The organism is Polaribacter sp. Z022 (genome assembly GCF_023555495.1).
Lineage (GTDB): Bacteria > Bacteroidota > Bacteroidia > Flavobacteriales > Flavobacteriaceae > Polaribacter.
The window spans coordinates 269,455-291,701 of the sequence record NZ_JALCZO010000003.1 but is presented as its reverse complement, the minus strand read 5'-3'; the positions used below and the strand labels follow the sequence as shown (position 1 = coordinate 291,701).

At 28.7% G+C, this 22,247-nt stretch carries 22 protein-coding genes; 6 read left to right on the top strand and 16 right to left on the bottom strand.

The genetic code is table 11. The features are described from left to right. Nucleotides 1–11: 11 nt before the first annotated feature. The 4 genes from MPF13_RS08170 to MPF13_RS08160 form a co-directional block, all read right to left on the bottom strand. Entirely contained in the window at nt 12–1,040 is a 1,029-nt protein-coding gene (locus tag MPF13_RS08170; protein WP_249981924.1) for a rod shape-determining protein, read from the bottom strand. Nucleotides 1,041–1,118: 78 nt separating this feature from the next. Next, a complete protein-coding gene (gene purH / locus MPF13_RS08165) occupies nt 1,119–2,645 on the bottom strand; it encodes a bifunctional phosphoribosylaminoimidazolecarboxamide formyltransferase/IMP cyclohydrolase (RefSeq protein WP_249981923.1) in 1,527 nt (508 codons plus the stop codon). 239 nt (nt 2,646–2,884) lie between these two features. Further along, a complete protein-coding gene (locus MPF13_RS15590) occupies nt 2,885–3,013 on the bottom strand; it encodes a hypothetical protein (RefSeq protein WP_284041168.1) in 129 nt (42 codons plus the stop codon). 87 nt (nt 3,014–3,100) lie between these two features. Beyond that, the gene (locus MPF13_RS08160) at nt 3,101–3,556 is read right to left on the bottom strand and encodes an XrtF-associated fRMsr-like GAF protein (RefSeq protein ID WP_249981921.1); all 456 of its coding nucleotides are present in this window, start codon (nt 3,554–3,556) and stop codon (nt 3,101–3,103) included. A gap of 50 nt (nt 3,557–3,606) precedes the next feature. Between MPF13_RS08160 and xrtF the strand changes: the two genes are divergently transcribed. From xrtF to MPF13_RS08135, 5 genes are all read left to right on the top strand, one after another. Beyond that, the gene (gene xrtF / locus MPF13_RS08155) at nt 3,607–4,143 is read left to right on the top strand and encodes an exosortase family protein XrtF (protein ID WP_298879187.1); all 537 of its coding nucleotides are present in this window, start codon (nt 3,607–3,609) and stop codon (nt 4,141–4,143) included. Continuing rightward, entirely contained in the window at nt 4,140–4,571 is a 432-nt protein-coding gene (locus MPF13_RS08150) for an exosortase F system-associated membrane protein (protein WP_249981918.1), read from the top strand. The genes xrtF and MPF13_RS08150 overlap by 4 nt, the downstream gene beginning before the upstream one ends. Before the next feature lie 44 nt (nt 4,572–4,615). Further along, nucleotides 4,616–5,020: an HYC_CC_PP family protein gene (locus tag MPF13_RS08145; RefSeq protein ID WP_249981917.1), complete on the top strand. Its 405-nt coding sequence runs from the start codon at nt 4,616–4,618 to the stop codon at nt 5,018–5,020. A gap of 75 nt (nt 5,021–5,095) precedes the next feature. Beyond that, entirely contained in the window at nt 5,096–7,342 is a 2,247-nt protein-coding gene (locus MPF13_RS08140; protein ID WP_249981915.1) for a TonB-dependent receptor, read from the top strand. Between the two features lie 35 nt (nt 7,343–7,377). Further along, nucleotides 7,378–7,794: a heavy-metal-associated domain-containing protein gene (locus tag MPF13_RS08135; RefSeq protein WP_249981914.1), complete on the top strand. Its 417-nt coding sequence runs from the start codon at nt 7,378–7,380 to the stop codon at nt 7,792–7,794. A 47-nt stretch (nt 7,795–7,841) separates the two neighbouring features. Here the strand turns inward: MPF13_RS08135 and MPF13_RS08130 are convergent, their stop codons facing one another. From MPF13_RS08130 to miaB, 12 genes are all read right to left on the bottom strand, one after another. Next, on the bottom strand, nt 7,842–9,302 hold the full coding sequence (locus MPF13_RS08130; RefSeq protein ID WP_249981912.1) for a histidine kinase: 1,461 nt from the start codon (nt 9,300–9,302) through the stop codon (nt 7,842–7,844). Nucleotides 9,303–9,307: 5 nt separating this feature from the next. Next, nucleotides 9,308–10,012, bottom strand: coding sequence for a LytR/AlgR family response regulator transcription factor (locus tag MPF13_RS08125; protein WP_249981910.1), 705 nt, complete (start codon nt 10,010–10,012; stop codon nt 9,308–9,310). A 23-nt stretch (nt 10,013–10,035) separates the two neighbouring features. Further along, nucleotides 10,036–10,836: a hypothetical protein gene (locus MPF13_RS08120; protein ID WP_249981909.1), complete on the bottom strand. Its 801-nt coding sequence runs from the start codon at nt 10,834–10,836 to the stop codon at nt 10,036–10,038. Between the two features lies 1 nt (nt 10,837). Then, nucleotides 10,838–12,259 carry a choice-of-anchor tandem repeat GloVer-containing protein gene (locus MPF13_RS08115; RefSeq protein WP_249981908.1) on the bottom strand — a complete coding sequence of 474 codons (1,422 nt, stop codon included), beginning with the start codon at nt 12,257–12,259 and terminating at the stop codon, nt 10,838–10,840. Nucleotides 12,260–12,685: 426 nt separating this feature from the next. Beyond that, complete coding sequence (groL, locus tag MPF13_RS08110; protein ID WP_249981906.1) at nt 12,686–14,320, bottom strand: chaperonin GroEL; 1,635 nt, start codon at nt 14,318–14,320, stop codon at nt 12,686–12,688. A 112-nt stretch (nt 14,321–14,432) separates the two neighbouring features. Beyond that, nucleotides 14,433–14,708 carry a co-chaperone GroES gene (locus MPF13_RS08105; RefSeq protein WP_249981904.1) on the bottom strand — a complete coding sequence of 92 codons (276 nt, stop codon included), beginning with the start codon at nt 14,706–14,708 and terminating at the stop codon, nt 14,433–14,435. A gap of 177 nt (nt 14,709–14,885) precedes the next feature. Next, entirely contained in the window at nt 14,886–15,218 is a 333-nt protein-coding gene (gene secG, locus MPF13_RS08100; protein ID WP_249981902.1) for a preprotein translocase subunit SecG, read from the bottom strand. Beyond that, entirely contained in the window at nt 15,215–16,006 is a 792-nt protein-coding gene (locus MPF13_RS08095) for a DUF8458 domain-containing protein (RefSeq protein WP_249981900.1), read from the bottom strand. Before MPF13_RS08095 ends, secG begins: the two co-directional genes overlap by 4 nt. Beyond that, complete coding sequence (locus tag MPF13_RS08090) at nt 16,000–16,506, bottom strand: LptE family protein (RefSeq protein WP_249981899.1); 507 nt, start codon at nt 16,504–16,506, stop codon at nt 16,000–16,002. The genes MPF13_RS08095 and MPF13_RS08090 overlap by 7 nt, the downstream gene beginning before the upstream one ends. 5 nt (nt 16,507–16,511) lie before the next feature. Then, nucleotides 16,512–17,738, bottom strand: a complete 1,227-nt coding sequence (locus tag MPF13_RS08085; protein WP_249981898.1) for a sigma 54-interacting transcriptional regulator — start codon at nt 17,736–17,738, stop codon at nt 16,512–16,514. Nucleotides 17,739–17,742: 4 nt separating this feature from the next. After that, nucleotides 17,743–18,084: an avidin-fold protein gene (locus MPF13_RS08080; RefSeq protein WP_249981896.1), complete on the bottom strand. Its 342-nt coding sequence runs from the start codon at nt 18,082–18,084 to the stop codon at nt 17,743–17,745. A 2-nt stretch (nt 18,085–18,086) separates the two neighbouring features. Further along, nucleotides 18,087–19,544 carry a tRNA (N6-isopentenyl adenosine(37)-C2)-methylthiotransferase MiaB gene (gene miaB / locus MPF13_RS08075; RefSeq protein WP_249981894.1) on the bottom strand — a complete coding sequence of 486 codons (1,458 nt, stop codon included), beginning with the start codon at nt 19,542–19,544 and terminating at the stop codon, nt 18,087–18,089. Between the two features lie 201 nt (nt 19,545–19,745). Here miaB and topA point away from each other — a divergent pair, with 201 nt between their 5' ends. Further along, complete coding sequence (topA, locus tag MPF13_RS08070) at nt 19,746–22,244, top strand: type I DNA topoisomerase (RefSeq protein WP_249981893.1); 2,499 nt, start codon at nt 19,746–19,748, stop codon at nt 22,242–22,244. The last annotated feature ends 3 nt before the right edge of the window (nt 22,245–22,247 follow it).

Genomic DNA, 22,247 nt, shown 5'->3' with positions numbered 1-22,247 from the left:
TTTTAAAACTATTATTTCATTAATACATTCTTATATTTTTTTAATTCTTTTAAAGCAATTCCAGTTCCACGAACTACAGCTCTTAATGGATCTTCTGCAACATAAACTGGTAAATCTGTTTTTCTAGACAAACGTTTGTCTAAACCTCTTAACATAGAGCCACCACCTGCTAAATAAATACCAGTATTATAAATGTCTGCAGCTAATTCTGGTGGAGTTTTAGATAAGGTTTCCATAACAGCATCTTCAATTCTTAAGATAGATTTATCTAATGCTTTTGCTATTTCTCTATAAGAAACTTGTACTTGTTTAGGTTTACCACTTAATAAGTCTCTTCCTTGAACCAACATTTCATCTGGTGGCGTTTCTAAATCTTCAGTTGCAGCCCCAATTTGAATTTTAATTTTTTCGGCAGTTGTTTCACCAACATGTAAGTTGTGTTGTGTACGCATGTAATACATAATATCACTTGTAAACAAATCACCAGCAACTTTTACAGATTGATCACAAACAATACCACCTAATGCAATTACAGCAATTTCTGTTGTACCACCACCTATATCAATAATCATGTTTCCTTTTGGCTCCATAATGTCTATACCAACACCAATTGCAGCAGCCATAGGTTCATAAATTAAATAGATTTCTTTTGCATTCATATGTTTTGCAGAATCACGAACAGCTCGTTTTTCTACCTCTGTAATTCCAGAAGGAATACAAATAACCATTCTTAATGCAGGAGGAAATAATTTCTTTTTGATTGATGGAATTTGCTTTACAAACTCTTTAATCATCTGTTCAGAAGCTTCAAAATCTGCAATTACTCCATCTTTTAAAGGACGAATGGTTTTGATATTTTCATGGGTTTTTCCTTGCATTAAATTAGCTTCTTTACCAATGGCAATTATGCTTCCAGAAATTCTGTTTCTTGCAACTATAGATGGACTATCAATAACCACTTTTCCATTGTGAATTATTAATGTATTTGCGGTTCCTAAATCAATCGCAATATCTTCCGTCATAAAATCGAAAAAACCCATAAAATATCTTTGTTGTTTTATTTTTGATGTATTCTTACAAACTTACTAAAATTCTGATTGTAAATTACATCTTATTTATTAATGTTTAAAATGTCTTGTACCAGTCATAACCATAGACAAATTGTTTTCATTACAATAGTCTATACTTAATTGATCTTTTATAGAACCTCCTGGTTGAATAACACTTTTTATACCAGCTTTATCTGCAATTTCTACACAATCAGGGAAAGGGAAAAATGCATCACTTGCCATAACAGAACCATTTAAATCAAAATCAAAAGAATTTGCTTTTTCAATAGCTTGGTTTAGTGCGTCAACTCTACTAGTTTGTCCTGTACCTCCTGCTAATAATTGCTTGTTTTTTACTAAAATAATTGTATTAGATTTTGTGTTTTTACACAACTTAGAAGCAAATAATAAATCATCTAACTCATTTTGAGTTGGTTTATTGTTTGTTACATAAGTTAAATCTTCTAATTTATCTGTAATACTGTCTTTGTCTTGAACTAAAGAACCATTTAAACAAGTTCTTACTGTAGTTGTTGGCAACTCAACATCTTTCTGAATTAAGATAATTCTGTTTTTCTTTCCTTTTAAAATAGATAATGCGTCTTCTGAAAAAGAAGGAGCAATTACTACTTCACAAAATAAAGAATGAATTTCTTCTGCAGTTTCTTTATCTATTTCTGTATTTGCAATTAAAATTCCACCAAAAGCAGAAACTGGATCTCCAGCTAAAGCATCTACATAAGCTTGTTTAATTGTATCTCTTTGAGCAAAACCACAAGCATTGTTGTGTTTTAAAATTGCAAAAGTTGGTGCTTCTCCTTTAAATTCTCCAATTAAATTTACAGCAGCATCTACATCTAATAAGTTATTGTAGCTTAATTCTTTACCATGAAGTTTATCAAACATAGCTTCTAAGTCACCAAAGAAATATCCTTTTTGATGTGGATTTTCTCCATAACGTAAAACTTTAGATGATTGCTCACTTGCTTTATAAACTACTTCATCTTCATTAAAATAATTAAAGATTGCAGTATCATAATGAGAAGAAATGTTAAAAGCTTTGGCAGCAAATTTCTTTCTTTGAGAAATTGTAGTTTCTCCATTATTTTCAGAAATAAGGTTTAAGAAACTATCATACTGATCCATAGAAGATACAATAAAAGTATCTTTAAAATTCTTAGCAGCTGCTCTTATTAAAGAGATTCCTCCTATGTCAATTTTTTCTACTATATCTTGTTCAGATGCTCCAGAAGCAACTGTTTTTTCAAACGGATATAAATCTACAATTACTAAATCTATTTGCGGAATATCAAATTCTGCTAATTCAGCAACATCACTTTCGTTATCTTGTCTGTTTAAAATACCTCCAAAAACTTTTGGGTGTAGCGTTTTAACTCTACCTCCAAGAATAGATGGGTAAGAAGTAACCTCGTCTACAGGGATCACGTTTATCCCTAAATCTTTAATAAACCTTTCTGTTCCTCCTGTAGAGTAAATGGTTACATTTAATTCATTTAATTTTTTCACAATTGGTTCTAAACCGTCTTTGTGAAATACCGAAATTAATGCGGATTTAATTGTTTTTGAAGTGCTCATTTAGTGTTGTCTTGTTAAGATTTGCAAATTTAATAAAAGCAAACTTAAAAAGACAACAAAAGATAATAACAAAACCATTAAATAGTTAATAACTATTCTACTTGAACTCTAGTTTTAAAATGTTCTACTAAAGTAGAGTAATCTCTAGGTGTTCTTTTGTCCTGTTTTTTTTCTAAAAACGGAAGCATCTTCAGCAATATGCTGTTCGATTGTTTTTTCATAATTAGGGGATTAAAAAGTTATTCAGCGTTTTCGATAAAATCGTTAAACCAAAAAATAAGTTTGTCTATAAAAGAAGGTTTACTTCTGTAAAGTTTAGGGATTTCGTTGTTAGGTACAACGTAGGTAGTTTCTTCTTTTTTTCTCATTACTTAGGGGATTAATGATTAATAGAATGGTTAAAAATGATTTTAATACACAACAAACATACTTAAAAATATATAGAAATACAATTTTTAGTGTAAAATTTCTGCTACTTTTTTGCAAATGTATTCTAAAAGTTGCTCGTCTTTATTTGTAAAAGTATTTGGAGTGTGAGAGTCTATATCTATTTGTCCAATGTTTTCATTGTTTACAAATATTGGAATTACAATTTCAGATTTAACCTTCCATCCACAAGAAATGTAATTATCTTGTTCAGAAACATCTTGTACAACAAAGTTTTCATTACTTATTGCAACTTGACCACAAATTCCTTTTCCAAAAGGAATAATAGTGTGTTCTGTTTCTTCACCTGTGTATTGTGCTAACTTTAGTTCGTTTTTGTCGCCATTTTTAAAATAAAAACCAACCCAATCATAGTAAGAAATTTCTTTTTCTAAATAATCACAAATAGCTTGTAATTTTTCTTCTTTACTATTGTTTGATGCAATTATAATATCTACCTGTTGTTGTAAAATATCTATATTCATTTTTGTATATTCGTTATATAAATAAGTGGCTAAAATAATTAAAAAACACTGTGAAAAAACATAAAAACATTATCATTTTTTTGATAAAATTTTTTGCAACCTATTTTTTGTTTGTTGCTCTTTATAATAACTATCTTAAAAATTCTCAACAAAAAGATGGTGATTATAAAGCTTCATCAATTACAACTGCTGTGGCAAATCAAACAGTTGATGTTCTTTCTGTATTTAATTATAATGTTAAAGCAGTTCAACATGATCAAGAAGTATCTGTAAAATTAATTATAGAAGGAGAATATACAGCAAGAGTTATAGAGGGTTGTAACTCTATAAGTTTAATAATTTTATTTGTTTCATTTATTGTTGCATTTGCAGGCTCTTTAAAAGCAACTTTGTTGTTTTCATTATTTGGTAGTGTATTTATCTATGTAGTTAATGTGTTAAGAATAGCATTTTTAACAGTTATGATTTATAAATTTCCAGACCAAATAGGTGTTTTACATGATTTAATTTTTCCGGCAATTATTTATGGTACAATATTTTTGCTTTGGGTTCTTTGGGTTAATAAATTTTCAAACTACAAACGATGAATAAATACATAAAAATATTACTAGCTTCTTTGTTGTTTATTCTGCTTTTTGTGGTAAGAAGTTTTGCTTCAGAATTATTTTATGACCCTTTAATTGAGTATTTTAAAAACGATTATCTTTATAAATATATTTATAATATTGATATTTGGCGACTTACAATAAATTTACTTTTTCGTTACACTTTAAACTCATTAATATCATTAGGTTTAATTTGGGTTTTGTTTGAAAGGAAAGATTATTTAAAGTTTTCTGGCTTCTTTTTAATGTTTGCTTTTATGATTTTAATAGTAATATTTGTACTATTACTAAGAGATGATTTTGAAAACGGATACTTGTTGCCATTTTACATTCGTAGGTTTATAATTCATCCAATTTTTTTACTTGTGCTTTTACCTGCTTTTTATTACCAAAAGTTGAGTAAAAGATAATTTAACAAAAATTTAAATTTACTTATTGTAAATTTGCATTTGTATTGAAACAATTAATTTCTAAAATATCGTCTGTATCACTAGCTCTTTTAGTGCTGTTTTCTACTTTGTCTTTTACAGTAGAAAAGCATTTTTGCGGAGAATTTTTAATGGATGTTTCTTTTACAGGTAATGCTGCAGATTGTGGTATGGAAATGGAAGCAAAGGCTTTAAAGAAAAAGAAAAACTGTTGTAAAGATGAGATTCATAATATTGAAGGTCAAGATGAATTACAACAAACTTCTTTAGAAGAATTTGATTTTGTTAAACAACAATTTTTAGTTGCTTTTTATGTTTCTTATAATGATTTGTTTATAGAAAATGAATCTCAAAAAACCTACTTTCAAGACTTATCACCACCCGATATTCCTAAAGATTATCAAGTGTTATATCAATCTTTTTTAATCTGATTTTTTTAATTATTCTTTTTTAACAAGGTTTCTTTTTTAAGAAACTTAATAGTGTAATTATTAAAGTCAAAATCAATGAAAAAAAACATATTAAGTAGTTTGTTGCTACTTATGCCATTTATCATTTTTTCTCAATCTAATTTAAGAGGAATGATTATGGATAAGAATAACCCTAAAGATAATTTAGGTGTAGAGGGAGCTTCTGTGCATTGGCTCAACACAAATATAAGTGCAATTACAAATAAAAAAGGATGGTTTTCTATACCTTATAAACCAGAATATAAAAAACTGATAGTAAATTTTGTAGGTTATAAAACCGATACAATTTTGGTGAGTAATTCATCAGAAATTCATCATTTTTTAACTTTAGAAAGTGAGTTAGATGGAGTAGTAGTAAAATCAAAAAAGAAGTCAATTTTTAGGTCTTCATTAACAACAGTAAATATGTTTACTGTAAATTCTGAAGAATTATTAAAAGCAGCATGCTGTAATTTGGCAGAAAGTTTTGAAACAAACCCTTCTATAGATGTCAGTTTTTCTGATGCGTTAACAGGTACAAAACAAATTCAAATGTTGGGTTTAACAAGTCCGTATTTGTTAATAACTCAAGAAAATATACCATCAATAAGAGGCGCTTCTCAGGTTTACGGAATGACTTTTACACCAGGAACTTGGGTAGAAAGTATTCAAATTACAAAAGGAGCAGGTTCTGTTGTAAATGGTTATGAAAGTATTTCTGGGCAAATAAATGCAGAATTAGTAAAACCATTTTCTGATAATAAATTCTTTTTAAATGCTTATTCTTCCTTAAATGGTAGGCTTGAATTAAATACTCATTTTAATAAAAAAGTTTCAGACAAATGGCATACAGGTTTGTATGTTCATGGAAATTATAGAGGTGAAAAATTTGATAATAACAATGATAGTTTTCTAGATAATCCTTTAGCAAATCAGATAAACCTAATGAATCGTTGGCAATTTACAGATGCAGAAAAAGGTTGGGTAAGTTTTATTAATCTTCGTTTTTTAAATGATGAAAAACAAACTGGACAATTAAACTTTATTCCAAAAAGTGATAAAGGAACAACAAATGCTTGGGGAAGTGAAATTGATACAAGGCGTTTTGATGCATCAGCAAAATTAGGTTATGTTTTTCCAGAAATGCCATTTCAAAGTTTAGGTTTTCAAATGGCATATAGCAATCATCAACAGAATTCTTATTTCGGATTAAAAGTGTATGATATTCAGCATGAAAGTGTGTATTCTAATTTAATATTTAATTCAATAATTGGTGATACCAGAAATAAATTTAAAACCGGAATTAGTTTTACCTATGATAAATTTGATGAGTTGGTAAATATTAATAACTATGATAGAAAAGAAAATTCTTTTGGTACTTTTTTTGAATACGCTTTTGATAATTTAAATAACTTTAGTTTTACAGCAGGATTAAGAGTTGATACACACAATTTGTTAGGAACATTTGTAACACCTCGTTTTCATTTAAGATACGTTCCTTGGGAAAACAGTGTGTTAAGAGCCTCTTTTGGAAGAGGAAAAAGAAGTGCTAATATATTTGCAGAAAATCAACAATTATTTGCAAGTTCTAGACAAATTAAAATTGATGATGTAGGAGGAAATATTTATGGTTTAAATCCTGAAATTGCATGGAATTACGGAGTTTCATTGATGCAGAAATTCAATTTATTTGATAAAAAAGGAGATGTTACTTTAGATTTTTATCAAACAGATTTTAAAAATCAAGTTATTGTAGATTGGGAAAATCCTCAAGAAATTTCATTTTATAATTTAAATGGTAAAAGTGTAGCAAATAGTTTTCAGGTTGAAGTAAATTATAATATTGCAAATCATTTTAATTTAAGAACTGCTTATAAATATTTTGATATTTCTACAGATTATAAAAGTGGAAATTTACAGAAACCAATTCAGCCCAAAAACAGATTTTTTGCAAACCTTTCTTATGAAACTCATAAAGAAGAAGGAGAGGAAAAGCAATGGAAATTTGATGTAACTTTTAATAGTATAAGTAAACAACGTTTGCCTAATACAGCAGTAAACCCTATTCAGTATCAATTACCAGAGTATTCAGAAGCTTATCAAATGTTAAATTCTCAAATTACAAGAGTTTTTTCTAATAAGTTTGAAGTATATGCAGGAGCAGAAAACATTACAAATGTTAAGCAAGAAACACCTATTTTAGCAAGTAATGATCCTTTTGGTTCAAACTTTGATAGTACTATTGTGTACTCACCAATTTTTGGAAGAGCAATGTATGTAGGTTTACGTTTTAAAATAAAATAAATCAATAGAAATAGTTTAAATAAAATAGATATAAAATGAAAAAAATAATATTCATATTCAGTTTATTTTTGATTGGTTTTTCAACACAATCACAAGAAGTAAAAAAGAAAAAAAACGCTAAAATAGCATTCGAAGTAGATGGTATTTGTGGCATGTGTAAAAAAAGAATAGAAACTGCAGCTTTAAAAACAAAAGGAGTAAAATTTGCTTTATGGAGTGTTAAAACACATCAATTAAATTTAATTATGGATGAACGTAAAACAGAGGTTTTAACAGTTCAACAAAACATTTTAAAAGTTGGTCATGATGTTTTTGATAAAGATGGTAAAAAAGTAGAAGCTACAAAAGAAGCCTATGATTCTGTGCATCCTTGTTGTAAATATAGAGATGATGAAATTGTTTTAGATCATCAAGGAGATTTAAAAAAGCAAAAGAAGAACGAAAAAAAATAGAATAAAACTTTTTTAATATAAAAATATTTAGATATTAATTACAGTATTTAAGATTTTTTTACAAACCAAAATTGTATTTCTACTCCTTGGTTTAAATCAATAATTTCATAGCTATAATTTGTGTTGAACTTTTTGTTAAAAAGTTTTATTCTATTTTGGGTTAAATTTAATCCTATAGAATCAGAATTTAAGAAATTGCTTTTTGAATTTAAAAAATTGTTTTTTCTTCCAACACCATTGTCAGTTATAGATAAATAAATCAATTTCCTTTCTTTTAAATGAAATTTGATGCTTAATTTTTTTACATTACTACTTGCAGCTAGACCATGCCAAATTGCATTTTCTACAAAAGGTTGTAAGATGATAGGAGGAAGTTGAGTTGGCTTAATTTCTTCTGTTATTTCATCAATATAAAATTCAATTTCATTGTTAAATCTATTGTTTTCAATTTCGGTATATAATTTTAAAATTTGTATTTCTTCATGTATTAACCAAGATTCAACTCTAGAACTTTTTAAAATCATTCTGATCAACTGAGCAAATCTATTAAGAAAATGTACTGCTTTAACAGTATTGTTTTCAATCATAAAATACTTTATAGAATTAAGTGCATTAAAAATAAAATGAGGATTCATTTGAGCACGTAAACCAGCTAATTTGGTTTCTGTAATTTCTGCTTCAAAATCTGACTTTAGCTGTATCATTTCATTCTTCTTGATAGCCTCATAGGTTTGCGCTAATTCTAGTGTTTTAGCTTGTAATTGTTCTTCTAAATCTAAATTCATTTTAGATTTTAGTTGTATTTTTTCTTTAGTTATTCTTAATACATCTTTTTGAATTAAACTTACTTTATGAGCTAATCCAAATCCAAAAGTTATTTGCTCAAATAAAACACCTATATAGAAAAAGATGATTGGTGTATTTAATATCCAGTACTCAGAAATTAATCGTTTAGTTTTGTATAAATAGTAGCTAAAATATAAAGACGATATTGATCCAACAATATAAACAGAAGAACCTAAAATGAGATAAAATTTTAATTTATCAGGAATTTTCCATATAACAAAAAAACCAATAATGGCAAATACTACAGTTGTAAAAGCAAAAAGATAATAAAAATAATATAGATAATGAGAATCATTATTAAGTATAGAAATAATATTTGATAAAAAAGTAAAAATCAATAGAATTACAACAAATTTTTGAATTATTTTTGTGAATTTAGGGAGGTGTTTTTTTGTGTTTAAAAATGAAATAAAAAACAAAAAATAAAATAAGTTATAAGCTATTTGTGTATTCCATCTATAATAAGGGTTTATCAATACAGATGGAACAATTTTATAAGGGTCTCTAATTAAGTTGCTTAAAAAAATTAACCAGCAAATTAAGGCATACCATAAAAAAGAATTTAGTTTAGTCTTAAAATAAAAAATTATACCATAACCTCCTAATAATAAGGATGAAGCAAATACCAAGTGCCAAAAAAACTGATATAACTGAAATTCCAATATAATTAAATTTTACTTAAAAACTCAATTCGTTTTGCTTTAGAAACTGGTACTTTTTTGTTGTTGCTTAAATGTACGTAATCATCTGCTTTAAAAAACTCTAACACATCTGTTAAGTTAACAATATAACTATTATGAACACGCATAAATAAACTTGTAGGTAGTAATTCTTCTATGTATTTTATCTTTTTTGAGATGAAAAGTTTTCTGCCATCACGCAAATAAATATGACAATAGTTTCCTTCACTTTTACAATGTATTATGTCTTTTGGATAAACATACACTATGCTTTTTGCCATTGGCAATGGAATTTTTTGAATGCGAGTAAATGTTTGTTGCTGTTTTTTTGATTGAATTTTATAACTAACTTTAAGCAAAACATTTTGTAAATCATTATCATTTATTGGTTTTAGTAAGTAATCAAGAACCTGTTCTTTTATTGCATTTATAGCATATTCATCAAAAGCTGTAACAAAAACAACTTCAAAATTTCGTAGTTTAAAATGTTGTAAAAAATCAAAACCATTTATGTTTGGCATAGAAATATCTAAGAAAACCAAATCAACTGAATTGTATTTTAAAAATTCAATAGCTTCAGTTGCTTTGGTAAATGTATTTACTATTTCTATTTTTTGACCTTGCTGATTTAGTTCCCATTCTAAACTTTTAATGGCATGCAATTCATCATCAATAATTATACATTGTAACATTTTAAATTGGTGTATATGCTAATTTAATAAATCAATTGTATAACACCACTAATTTTACCTTCTTCTTTTAATAACTTAGAAAATGTAGTAGCATCATTTTTCGAAATATAGTCCTGTTTTGCTTTATCATCCCAATCATCATAAAACATTTTTGCATTTCCGCTAAAATATAATTGAATGTTTTTTCTTGAAATTGCTAAAATGGTTAAACTACCACTAAATATTTTAACTTCATATTCCAGTTTATTTCCATAAGGAATAAAAAATGTGAGTTCGTAAAATGGTTGATTTTCATTAAACTTTGGTAATATCTTAGCATCTGAATTTCCTATTTTTCTTTCGGCAATTTTTGTTTTTTGATCAATAAGTTTTTGCAATTCAATCATTGCAGATTGATCACCTTTAACAACTCTTTGTGTTAACGTCTTAATTTTAATTTCTAAAGATTTTACATCGTTTCTTATTTGATTAGATGATTGTTTAGCACTTTTAAATTTTTTGGATTCAGATGCTTTTTTATATTGATTTCGTTGTGCTGTGTAAAACTCAAAATTACTTTTATGCATAAACAAAGTATCCTTTTCTTTTAATGGAATATTTTGTTTAACATTATGTAAAGATAATACCATTCGTAAACCTTCTTTAAATGTTGCTTCTGTATTGTATTGAAAAGCAGAAATTAAAAATTCTGAATTATTCTCGGTTTGTGCTAATTTTTCAAAACTAGAGCATTGATATGATTTTCCGTTAAAATTAAACTGAATTTTTTGCGTAAAGCATATGTTTATAAAACAAAAACTGATGATCGTTAAGACTGTTCTCATACTATTCTACAATTATTTTTTGAGATTTAAAACCCATATTAGTAGTAACTTTTAACACGTACAATCCTTTAGATAAAGTTTCAATATTTATTTGATTAGTTTGTTTTTCTTCTTTCAACAACTGTCCGTTTAACGTATAGATTTGTAATTTTTCTATTTGATAATTACTATTAATTGTTATTTTATTTTTTACGGGATTTGGAAAAATCATAACATTTAATACATTCTGTTTATCTATACTTAATGCACTTGTATTAACCTCTATAAGTTTTGTGTATTGGGGATTAGCAGCGAAAGCTGGTGAAACAAATCGTTCATAAAAATCTATTTTTTTAGTAAAAGTGTTTGTTTTATAATTATATTCAAATAAAACACCTGTGTTATTACTTCCTCCATAATAAGTCATTCCATAAAGGTTTCCATTACTTGCTAATAATAAAGTTCCTCTTGGTGAGCTACCATTTACTGTGCCATCAAAATCAATTTTCTTTGTATATGTATTTGTAGTTAGGTCAAATTCAAAAAGCGTACCTAAATCATTTACACCACCTTCTAGTGTTAATCCATACAACTTTCCATTATTTGCCTCTACTAAATCTCCATAAGGATGCTTGCCAGAGGTAGAATCAAAATTGAATTTTACTGTAAGCGTATTAAGACTAATATCATATTCAATAATAGCACCATCACTATTAGTAGCACCTATATTTGTCATTCCATATAATTTTCCGTTTGATGCTTCTATTAGACTACCACGAGCTCTACGTCCACTTGTAGCATCTAAATCTAGTTTTTTATTATAAGTATTTGTTGTAGGGTTAAATTCAAAAATTACTCCATAACCATTTTCTCCACCATCAAAAGTTAGTCCATACAAATTTCCATTAGATGTTTCCAACAGACTGCCATAAGGTTTACTTCCTGTACTATAATCAAAATCATGGAGCTTTGTAAAATTGTTAGTAGTTATATTGTATTCAAATATCACCCCTCTGCCATTTAAACCTCCTTTATTTGTAACTCCATAGAGATTACCATTATTAGCTTGAATTAAACTACCATAAGGAGTAGAACCTGTTGAGTTACTACTTACCGAATCGTAAAAATCATGAATTACTACATAATTATTTGTTGCAATATCAAATTCAAAAATAACCCCATCTTGAGTCTTTCCATAAGCTGCTGTCATACCATATAGTTTTCCGTTATTAGCTAACAGTAAACTTCCGTATGGCTGATTTCCTCCATCATCATTTAAAAACTGATGTAAATGTGTGAAATTTTCTCCATTTGAATCTGTTCTAAAAATAGTTCCTCTATCTATGTCACCTCCACCTCTTGAGAGACCGTAAAAAAAAGTGTTTTGTGAAACCGTAAACGAGCTAATAAAAAGTAGTAATTTTAATATAGTATTAGTTTTCATAATTAATTTTTTTCTTAAAAATAATTTGTTACTTAACAATTATAATTAAGAACTTTATAATTAATATGTTTGAGTGTATAAATTGAAGGTTTTAGTGTATTGATTAAAAACAAAAAAGAAATTATCATTTAAATCTTTTTTAACAACTGCAATTATGTTTACTGTAGATTCTGAAGAATTGTCAAAAGCAGCATGTTGTAATTTTACCGAAAGAATTGAAACAAACCCAACTATAGAAGGATAAACTGTTTTAGATCATGAAGGATGTTTAAAAAATAAAAGAAGAAGAACTATAATTTCATAAATAATTATATTCTAAAATAAAAAATCCGATAGAAATTCTATCGGATTTTTTTATTGAGATTTCTCCATAAAGTCGAAATGACAAGTATGTGAGAAAAATACTTTATCTGAAGCGATTCGCCATTACATCATTCCTGGCATTCCACCACCCATTGGAGGCATACCTGCAGCAGGAGCATCTTCTTTAATATCTATTAAAGCACACTCAGTAGTTAAAATCATTCCAGCAACAGAAGCAGCGTTTTCTAAAGCAACTCTTGTTACTTTTTTAGGATCAATAATTCCTGCATCTAACATGTTTACATATTGGTCAGATTTTGCATCATAACCAAAATCTTTTTTACCTTCTAAAACTTTGTTAATTACAACAGAACCTTCACCTCCAGCATTTTCTACAATAGTTCTTAAAGGAGCTTCAATTGCTTTGTTTACAATTTGCACACCAGTTGTTTCGTCTAAATTGTCTGTAGCTAATTTTTCTAAAACTTTTTTAGCTCTTACTAAAGCAACACCACCTCCAGCAACAATTCCTTCTTCAACTGCAGCTCTAGTTGCATGTAAAGCATCATCTACTCTGTCTTTCTTTTCTTTCATTTCTACTTCAGAAGCAGCACCAACATATAAAACAGCAACACCACCAGCTAATTTAGCTAAACGTTCTTGTAGTTTTTCTTTATCGTAATCAGAAGTTGTAGTTTCTATTTGAGATTTAATTTGACCAACTCTTGCTTTAATGGTATCTGCATCTCCAGATCCATTTACAATTGTTGTGTTGTCTTTATCTATAGTAATGCTTTCTGCAGTTCCTAATAAATCTAAAGTTGCGTTTTCTAAAGAAAATCCTCTTTCTTCAGAAATTACAGTTCCACCTGTTAAGATTGCGATGTCTTCTAACATTGCTTTTCTTCTGTCTCCAAAACCAGGAGCTTTTACAGCAGCAATTTTTAAACCACCTCTTAATTTGTTTACAACTAAAGTAGCTAATGCTTGTCCATCTACATCTTCAGCAATAATTAATAAAGGTCTTCCAGATTGTGAAACTGGTTCTAAAATTGGAAGAATTTCTTGTAAATTAGAAATCTTCTTATCGAATAATAAAACATAAGGATTTTCTAAATCTGCAATCATTTTATCTGCATCAGTAACAAAATAAGGAGATAAATATCCTCTATCAAATTGCATACCTTCTACAACATCAACATACGTATCAGTTCCTTTAGCTTCTTCTACAGTAATTACGCCTTCTTTACCAACTTTACTAAATGCAGTTGCAATTAAATCTCCAATTACAGAATCGTTATTTGCAGAAATAGAAGCTACTTGTTGAATTTTATCTGAAGAATTACCAACTTTTTGAGTTTGTTTTTCTAAATCAGTAACAATTGCAGTAACAGCTTTGTCTATTCCACGTTTTAAATCCATTGGATTTGCACCAGCAGCAACATTTTTTAATCCTTCTTTTACAATTGCTTGTGCTAATACAGTTGCAGTTGTAGTTCCATCTCCAGCTAAATCATTTGTTTTAGAAGCAACTTCTTTTACCATTTGAGCTCCCATGTTTTCAAGCTCATTTTCTAACTCAACTTCTTTTGCTACAGAAACACCATCTTTAGTTACAGTTGGTGCTCCAAAAGATTTAGAAATAATTACATTTCTTCCTTTAGGTCCTAATGTTACTTTTACAGCGTTTGCTAACGCATCAACTCCACGTTTTAAGCCATCTCTAGCTTCTATATCAAATTTTATGTCTTTTGCCATTTTGTTTTTTATTTAGCTTCTAGCTTCTAGCTCTAGGCTTTTAGCTAAAATAATTTGTTTTCACTTTTTTGTTTTTTACTAAAGGCAAATAGCCAAAAGCAAATAGCATTATTTAGATAATTGCTAAAATATCAGATTCACGCATCATTAAATAGTCTACACCATCTAATTTTAAATCAGTTCCTCCGTATTTACCATATAAAACAGTGTCACCAACTTTTACAGTTAAAGGTTCATCAACCTTACCATTTCCAATAGCAACAACAGTTCCTTTTTGAGGTTTTTCTTTTGCATTATCTGGTATGATTAATCCAGATGCTGTTTTAGTTTCTGCTGGAGCAGGTTCTACAAGAACTCTGTCTGCTAAAGGTTTAATGTTTAATCCCATTTTTATATATTTTTGATAATTAATTTATTGTTTACTTTCTGTTATTAGTCAGAAATTATGCCATTACATTAAAACTGACATTTTTTCTTTGTATGATTATTTAGCTATAGTTTACGCATAAAAAAATGCCAACGTGTCATTTTCGTTGGCATTTTTTTAAGTTTTATAACTAAAGGCTTATTTTAAGCTATCATTAGTTGCTGGAGTTGTATTTTCAACTGGAGTAGTTGTTTCTACACCTTCTAAAGTTTTGTTTAACTGAAAGTTGTTATCTCCACTTCTTGGAATTGCAAAATTTGCTAATAAAATTAATGCAAACATTGCTATTGCTAAAGTCCAAGTTGTTCTGTCTAAAAAGTTGTTTGTGTTTTGTACACCACCTAAAGATTGTGCTCCACCACCACCAAAAGAAGAAGATAATCCTCCACCTTTAGGGTTTTGTACCATAACAATTAAGATTAAAGCTACTGCTACAATCAAAATTAGAATTAAAAATGCTGTATAACTCATGATTTATTTTTTTGTAAAATTTGTATTCTTTTAATTTGGTCTGCAAAGAAACCACTTTTTTCTGGATATTTCAAACTTAAAATTCGATAAGCTTGTATAGCGTTTTCATACTTATTCTGTTCTAAATACACTTTGGCTAAAGTTTCTGTCATTAAAGAAGAATCTTGTTTGTTTTTAGTAACAGGAACAACCATCTTTTTATCCTTTGCTAAAGGTTTTATTTTGGGGTTGTTTTCTATGAATTTATCAATCAAAACTTCTTTTTTGATTGGTTTTTCTATTTGTTTTTCAACTTTTCTGTTGATAGGTTTTCTTGTAGATAGTTTTAACCATTCTCCAAAAGAATGACTTTCTGTAGATGAGAAAGAGATGGGTTTTCCAATTTCTAATTCTTCTTTTACAGTTTTGGTTTCTTTTGTTTCTATAGTGTTGTTAACTTCTTCAATTGGTTTTGTAGAAAGTTTTTTGTCTTTAGAATCAGAATTTTCATTTAAATTTTCTTCAGATATTTTATCTGAAATTTTTTGATGAATATCTTCTTCTTGTTTTTTAAAATCGTTAGATGTTATAAAATTGAATAAAACAGTTCTGTCTGTTGTATATGATGCAGTAACTTTTAATTCGTTATTATATTTAAAACTATCTTGATTTTTTAAGCCTTTTAAATAAAGTGCTCTAGCAGATTGAAAATAAGGAAACTCTTCTATAATAGATTTTAATTCAGCAGTTTCTAGTTGCTGAATATTTTGTTTTTGTGTTAATATGTCTGTAAATTTAGATGTTACCATTCTCCTACAGAGGCGTTAAAAATATCTTGAGTTAACCTGTCCATAATTTCATCTAAAGCTGCTTCTAAAACACTGCCTGTTAATTGAGAATTTGCACCAAAATCAGAATAAAAAGAAAATTGTTTTTCAAAGTCTTTTTTCTCATCTGTTTTGTTAACATATCTAACATTTACAGTAATTGTTAACCTGTTTTGTGCAGCAGTTTGGTTTGATGTAGCACTCATGGGTGTTACTCTATATCCTGTAATTTCTCCACTAAAATATAAATCGCCATTAGATTTTACAGTAGTTAAATTTGTTTGACGTGTAAATAAATCTAACAAGTCATTTGTAAAACGTTGGCTTAATGTAGGTTCTACTAAAGCAGCTTGATTTGGGAAAAAATCTACCTGCAAAGTTTTTGCATTTCCTGTGCTACCTCCTGTAAACGAGTATGCTCCACAAGCTATAAAAAATATTGTACTAGTTAAAAAAGTAGCTATTAATAGAATCCTTTTCATTGGGTTTATAAATCGTATTGTTTAATTTTTCGGTATAAAGTTCTTTCAGAAATTCCTAGTTCTTTAGCAGCAAGTTTACGTTTGTTGCTGTTTTTTTCTAAAGATTTTTTAATCATTTCTATTTCTTTGTCTTGTAAAGATAAAGATTCGTCTTCTTCTATTGTCTCAATAAAATCATAATCTTTTTCTTCAGAAGCATTTTGAGGAATATTTAAAACTTCAATATTGTTTTCTTGAGGAGTTTCTTTTGTTCCGTAAATTTTTTCTATTAGTTGATGGTGTTCTTCCTGAACTTCTTTTACGTTTCCGTTTTTCATTAAATCTAAAGTTAATTTCTTTAGATCGTTAATGTCATTACGCATATCAAATAAAATTTTATACATAATGTCTCTTTCAGTAGAAAAATCATTGTCTTTTTTACCACCAATTACTGCAGGTAAATTACCATTGTTATTAGGTAGGTATTGTTGTAATTTAGTGGCAGAAACTGTTCTTTCTTCTTCTATAACAGATATTTGTTCCGCTAAATTTTTTAATTGTCTAATGTTTCCTGGAAAACGATAGTTTGCTAAAATATTTACAGCATTATCATCTAACCTAATAGAAGGCATTCTGTATTTTTGAGCAAAATCTGCAGCAAATTTTCTAAATAATAAATGAATATCTTGATTACGTTCTCTTAAAGGAGGTAAATTAATTTCTACAGTACTAAGTCTGTAATATAAATCTTCTCTAAACTTTTCTTTTTCAATAGCTGCTTGCATATTAACGTTAGTTGCAGCAACAATTCTAACATTTGTTTTTTGAGTTTTTGAAGATCCTACTTTTATAAACTCTCCATTTTCTAAAACACGTAATAAACGTACTTGAGTAGTTAATGGCAATTCACCAACTTCATCTAAAAATATTGTACCACCATCTGCAACTTCAAAATATCCTTTTCTGTCTTGTGTAGCGCCTGTAAATGAACCTTTTTCATGACCAAACAATTCACTGTCAATAGTTCCTTCTGGAATTGCACCACAGTTTACAGCAATATATTTAGCGTGTTTTCTATGAGATAGAGAGTGTATAATTCTAGGTATGTTTTCTTTACCAACACCACTTTCTCCAGTAACAAGTACAGAAATATCTGTAGGAGCAACTCTAACTGCTTTTTCTAAAGCTCTGTTTAAATGAATATCGTTACCGATAATTCCAAAACGTTGTTTTAATGCTTGAATGTTTTCCATAGTTTTATTTCTCTAAATATTCAGATACTCCTTTTTCTTTGTTTTCATTTAACCATTGCCAATTCAGTTTTAAATGAATTTTATTGGTCTTAGTTAGCGTTATTTTTGCTGATGCTTTTCCTGCTTTTAATTCGTTTTTTGTTGTAACACATTGATACATCATTTGTAAAGTATCATTTTTTAGTGTTGCTATTATTTTACCATAAGTAATTGTTCCTCCAAAATATTCTGCAGTAACAATGTTTCCTTTTTGTTTATAATTAAAAACGGTTTCAGAATTTACTTTTCCATTAACTGAGTTTTCTAATAAGTAGAAAGTTTTATTATGGAAATTAAATTTACTCATCTTTAATTATTGTCAGAGTAACCAACTGCAGTTCCTTTTAAGGTTGCAGAGGTACAATCATCTATTTTTACGTTTACAAAATCTCCTAATTTATAGTGTTCTTTTGGAAATACAATTACAGTATTTTGGGTATTTCTACCTTTCCATTCATTTGGGTTTTTCTTAGAAGTACCTTCTATTAAAACTTCTTCAGTTTTTCCTAAATGTTGTTGCGTTCTATAAAGAGCATGCTTTTGTTGTAAATCTATAACCTCTGTTAAACGTCTCTTTTTAACATCAGCAGGCACATCATCGTCCATTTTTTTACCAGCTAAAGTTCCTGGTCTTTCAGAATAGGCAAACATAAAACCAAAATCGTATTTTACATATTCCATTAACTCTAAGGTATCTTTATGGTCTTGTTCTGTTTCTCCACAAAAACCTACAATCATATCTTGAGATAAAGCCATTTCTGGAATTATTTTGTAAATATTATCTACCAATTCCATATACTCTTCACGTGTATGTTGTCTGTTCATGGCTTTTAACATTGCATTACTACCACTTTGTACTGGTAAATGAATGTATTTACAAATATTTTTGTGCTTTGCCATGGTATGAATAACATCTAAACTCATGTCTTGAGGGTTAGATGTAGAAAAACGAAAACGAGTTTTTGGAAATTCTGTAGCACACATATCTAATAATTGCGAAAAATCTACAGCAGTTGCTTGTGCCATTTCAGAAGCTTTATTGAAATCTTTTTTCAATCCACCTCCATACCATAAAAAACTATCTACGTTTTGACCTAAAAGTGTAATTTCTTTAAAGTTTTGATTAACCATAGATTGAATTTCTTCTAAGATACTTTTTGGGTCACGACTTCTTTCACGTCCGCGAGTAAAAGGAACCACACAGAATGTACACATATTATCACAACCTCTAGTAATAGATACAAAAGCTGAAACTCCATTAGAGTTTAAACGAACAGGAGCAATGTCTGCATATGTTTCTTCTTTAGATAAAATTACGTTAACTGCATCTCTACCTTCATTTACTTCTTCTAAAAGATTAGGTAAATCTTTGTAAGCATCAGGTCCAACAACTAAATCAACTATTTTTTCTTCTTCTAAAAATTTTTCCTTTAAACGTTCAGCCATACAACCTAAAACGCCTACTTTCATTTTTTTATTAGATTCTCTTTTAACACGATTGTATTTTTGCAATCTCTTTCTAACAGTTGTTTCTGCTTTTTCTCTAATAGAACAGGTGTTAACTAAAACTAAATCTGCTTCTTCTAAAACTTGAGTAGTATTATAACCTTCTTTATCTAAAATAGAAGCTACAATTTCACTATCATTCATATTCATTTGACAGCCATAGCTTTCAATGAATAGTTTTTTAGAATTATCTTTTTTATTTTCGGTAACAAGAGCTTTACCTTGTATCTTTTCGTCTATGATTTTTTCTACGTGTTCCATCTTTCAATTTATCATTTGAAGGTGTGCAAAGATACAACCAAATTTGATTAAGTATGACATATTGGCAGAAAAATAATCCTATAATTCTGTTAATTCTTTATTGAAAATTGATGAAAAAATTTTTTTTCACAAAAAACTGACTACTTTTGCATTCCTAAAAAGTGCGTTTTTAAAAGCATTTTAGAGACAAAAGAAAGATAAATGGCAAAGAATTTAGTAATTGTAGAGTCACCAGCAAAAGCAAAAACCATCGAAAAATTTCTTGGAAAGGAGTTTCAAGTAGAATCTAGTTATGGTCATATTGCAGACTTACCATCCAAAGAATTGGGTATAAATGTAGAAGGAGATTTTAGTCCAAAGTATATAATTTCAGACGATAAAAAACCTGTTGTTAAGAAATTAAAAACATTAGCAAAAAAAGCAGAAACTGTTTGGTTAGCGAGTGATGAGGATCGTGAAGGAGAAGCAATTGCATGGCATTTAAAAGAACAATTAGATTTAAAAGAAGAAAATACAAAACGTATTGTTTTTCATGAAATTACTAAAAAAGCCATTTTAAAAGCAGTCGAAAATCCTAGAGATATAGACTATAATATGGTAAATGCTCAACAAGCACGTAGGGTTTTAGATAGATTGGTAGGGTATGAATTGTCTCCTGTTTTATGGCGTAAAGTAAAAGGAGGGTTGTCTGCAGGTAGAGTACAATCTGTTGCTGTTCGTTTAATTGTAGAGAGAGAAAGAAGTATATTAGATTTTAAAGCAGAAACACATTATAAAGTAGTTGCTCAGTTTTCTAATATAGAAGGAAAATCATTTAAAGCCACAATACCAAAGAATTTCGATTCTAAAAAAGAAGCAGAAGATTTCTTAAAATCGTGTGCAAATGCAGATTTTTCAATTGCTGATTTAACAAAAAAACCAGCTAAAAAATCGCCAGCAGCACCTTTTACAACATCAACTTTACAACAAGAAGCATCTAGGAAAATTGGTTTTCCTGTTGCTAAAACAATGCAAGTTGCACAACGTTTGTATGAAGCAGGTTTAATAACTTATATGAGAACAGATAGTGTTAACTTGTCTGTAGATGCTAGAAATGCTGCTGAAGAAGAAATTACAAATTATTACGGAAAAGAATATAGTAAACAACGTGTTTTTAAATCGAAAGCTAAAGGAGCTCAAGAAGCCCATGAAGCAATTAGACCTACAAACATGAAAATGCATACAATTGATACTGAATATGATCAGAATAGATTGTATGATTTAATTTGGAAAAGAACATTGGCTTCTCAAATGAGCGATGCTCAGTTAGAAAGAACAAACTTTAAAATAGAAAATAATAATAACGATAAAATCTTTACAGCCAATGGAGAGATGATAAAGTTTGAAGGTTTCTTAAAAGTTTATTTAGAAGGGAATGATAATGAAGATGAAGAGCAAGCAGGAATGTTACCAATTTTAAAAGTTGGTGAAGCATTAAACTATGCATTTATCAATGCAACACAAAGATTCACGAGTCCTCCATATAGATTTACGGAAGCATCTTTGGTAAAACAATTAGAAGAATTGGGTATTGGTAGACCATCTACATATGCACCTACAATTTCTACAGTTCAAAGAAGAGGTTATATAGAAAAAGGACAAAATGAAGGTGTAGAAAGAAATTATGAGCAAATGATTTTGTCTGATGGAACTGTAAAAAGTCAATCTTTAACAGAGAAAACAGGTTCAGATAAAAACAAATTAATACCTACAGATATAGGGAATATTGTAAATGATTTTTTAGTGGCAAATTTCTCTAATATTTTAGATTTCGGATTTACTGCTAAAGTAGAATCTTCTTTTGATGATATTTCTCATGGAGATGAAGATTGGATTGAAATGATTAAAGGTTTTTACAATAAGTTTCATGATATTGTAGAAGATGTAAAAGAAAATGCAGAAAGAGAAAGTGGTGAGCGTATTTTAGGGAAACATCCAGAAACAGGGAAAACTGTTTTAGTTCGTTTAGGAAAATTCGGACCAATAGCACAAATTGGGGCTCCAGAAGATGAAGAAAAAGTTTTTGCAAGTCTTAATAAAGATCAGCATTTAGGAACTATAACAATGGAAGAAGCATTAGAATTATTCTTGCTTCCAAAAACCTTAGGTAGTTACGAAGGTGAAGAAGTAATCGTTTCTAACGGACGTTTTGGACCTTATATTCGCTTTGGTTCTATGTTTGTTTCTCTAGCAAAAGGTGAAAATCCAATGGAAGTTGATATGCCTAGAGCAACAGAATTAATAGTTGCAAAACAAAAGGCAGATGCTCCTATTTATCATTATGAAGACTTGCCTGTACAAAAGGGAGTTGGACGTTTTGGGCCGTTTATTAAATGGAACTCAATGTTTATAAATGTTAACAAAAAGTATGATTTTGATAACCTTTCTGATGATGATATTATTGAGTTAATAGAAGTAAAAAAACAGAAAGAAATAGATAAAGTAATCCATAATTGGGAAGATGTTGGTATTAGAGTTGAAAAAGCAAGATGGGGTCGTTTTAATGTGTTAAAAGGTAAAATAAAGATAGAATTACCTAAAACAACTGCGATAGAAAAACTTTCTAAAGCAGAAGCTGTTAAGATGATTGAAGCTAAGACACCAAAGAAAAAAGCAACAAAAAGAAAAACAACTGCCAAAAAAAGGACAAAAAAGAAGTAGGGA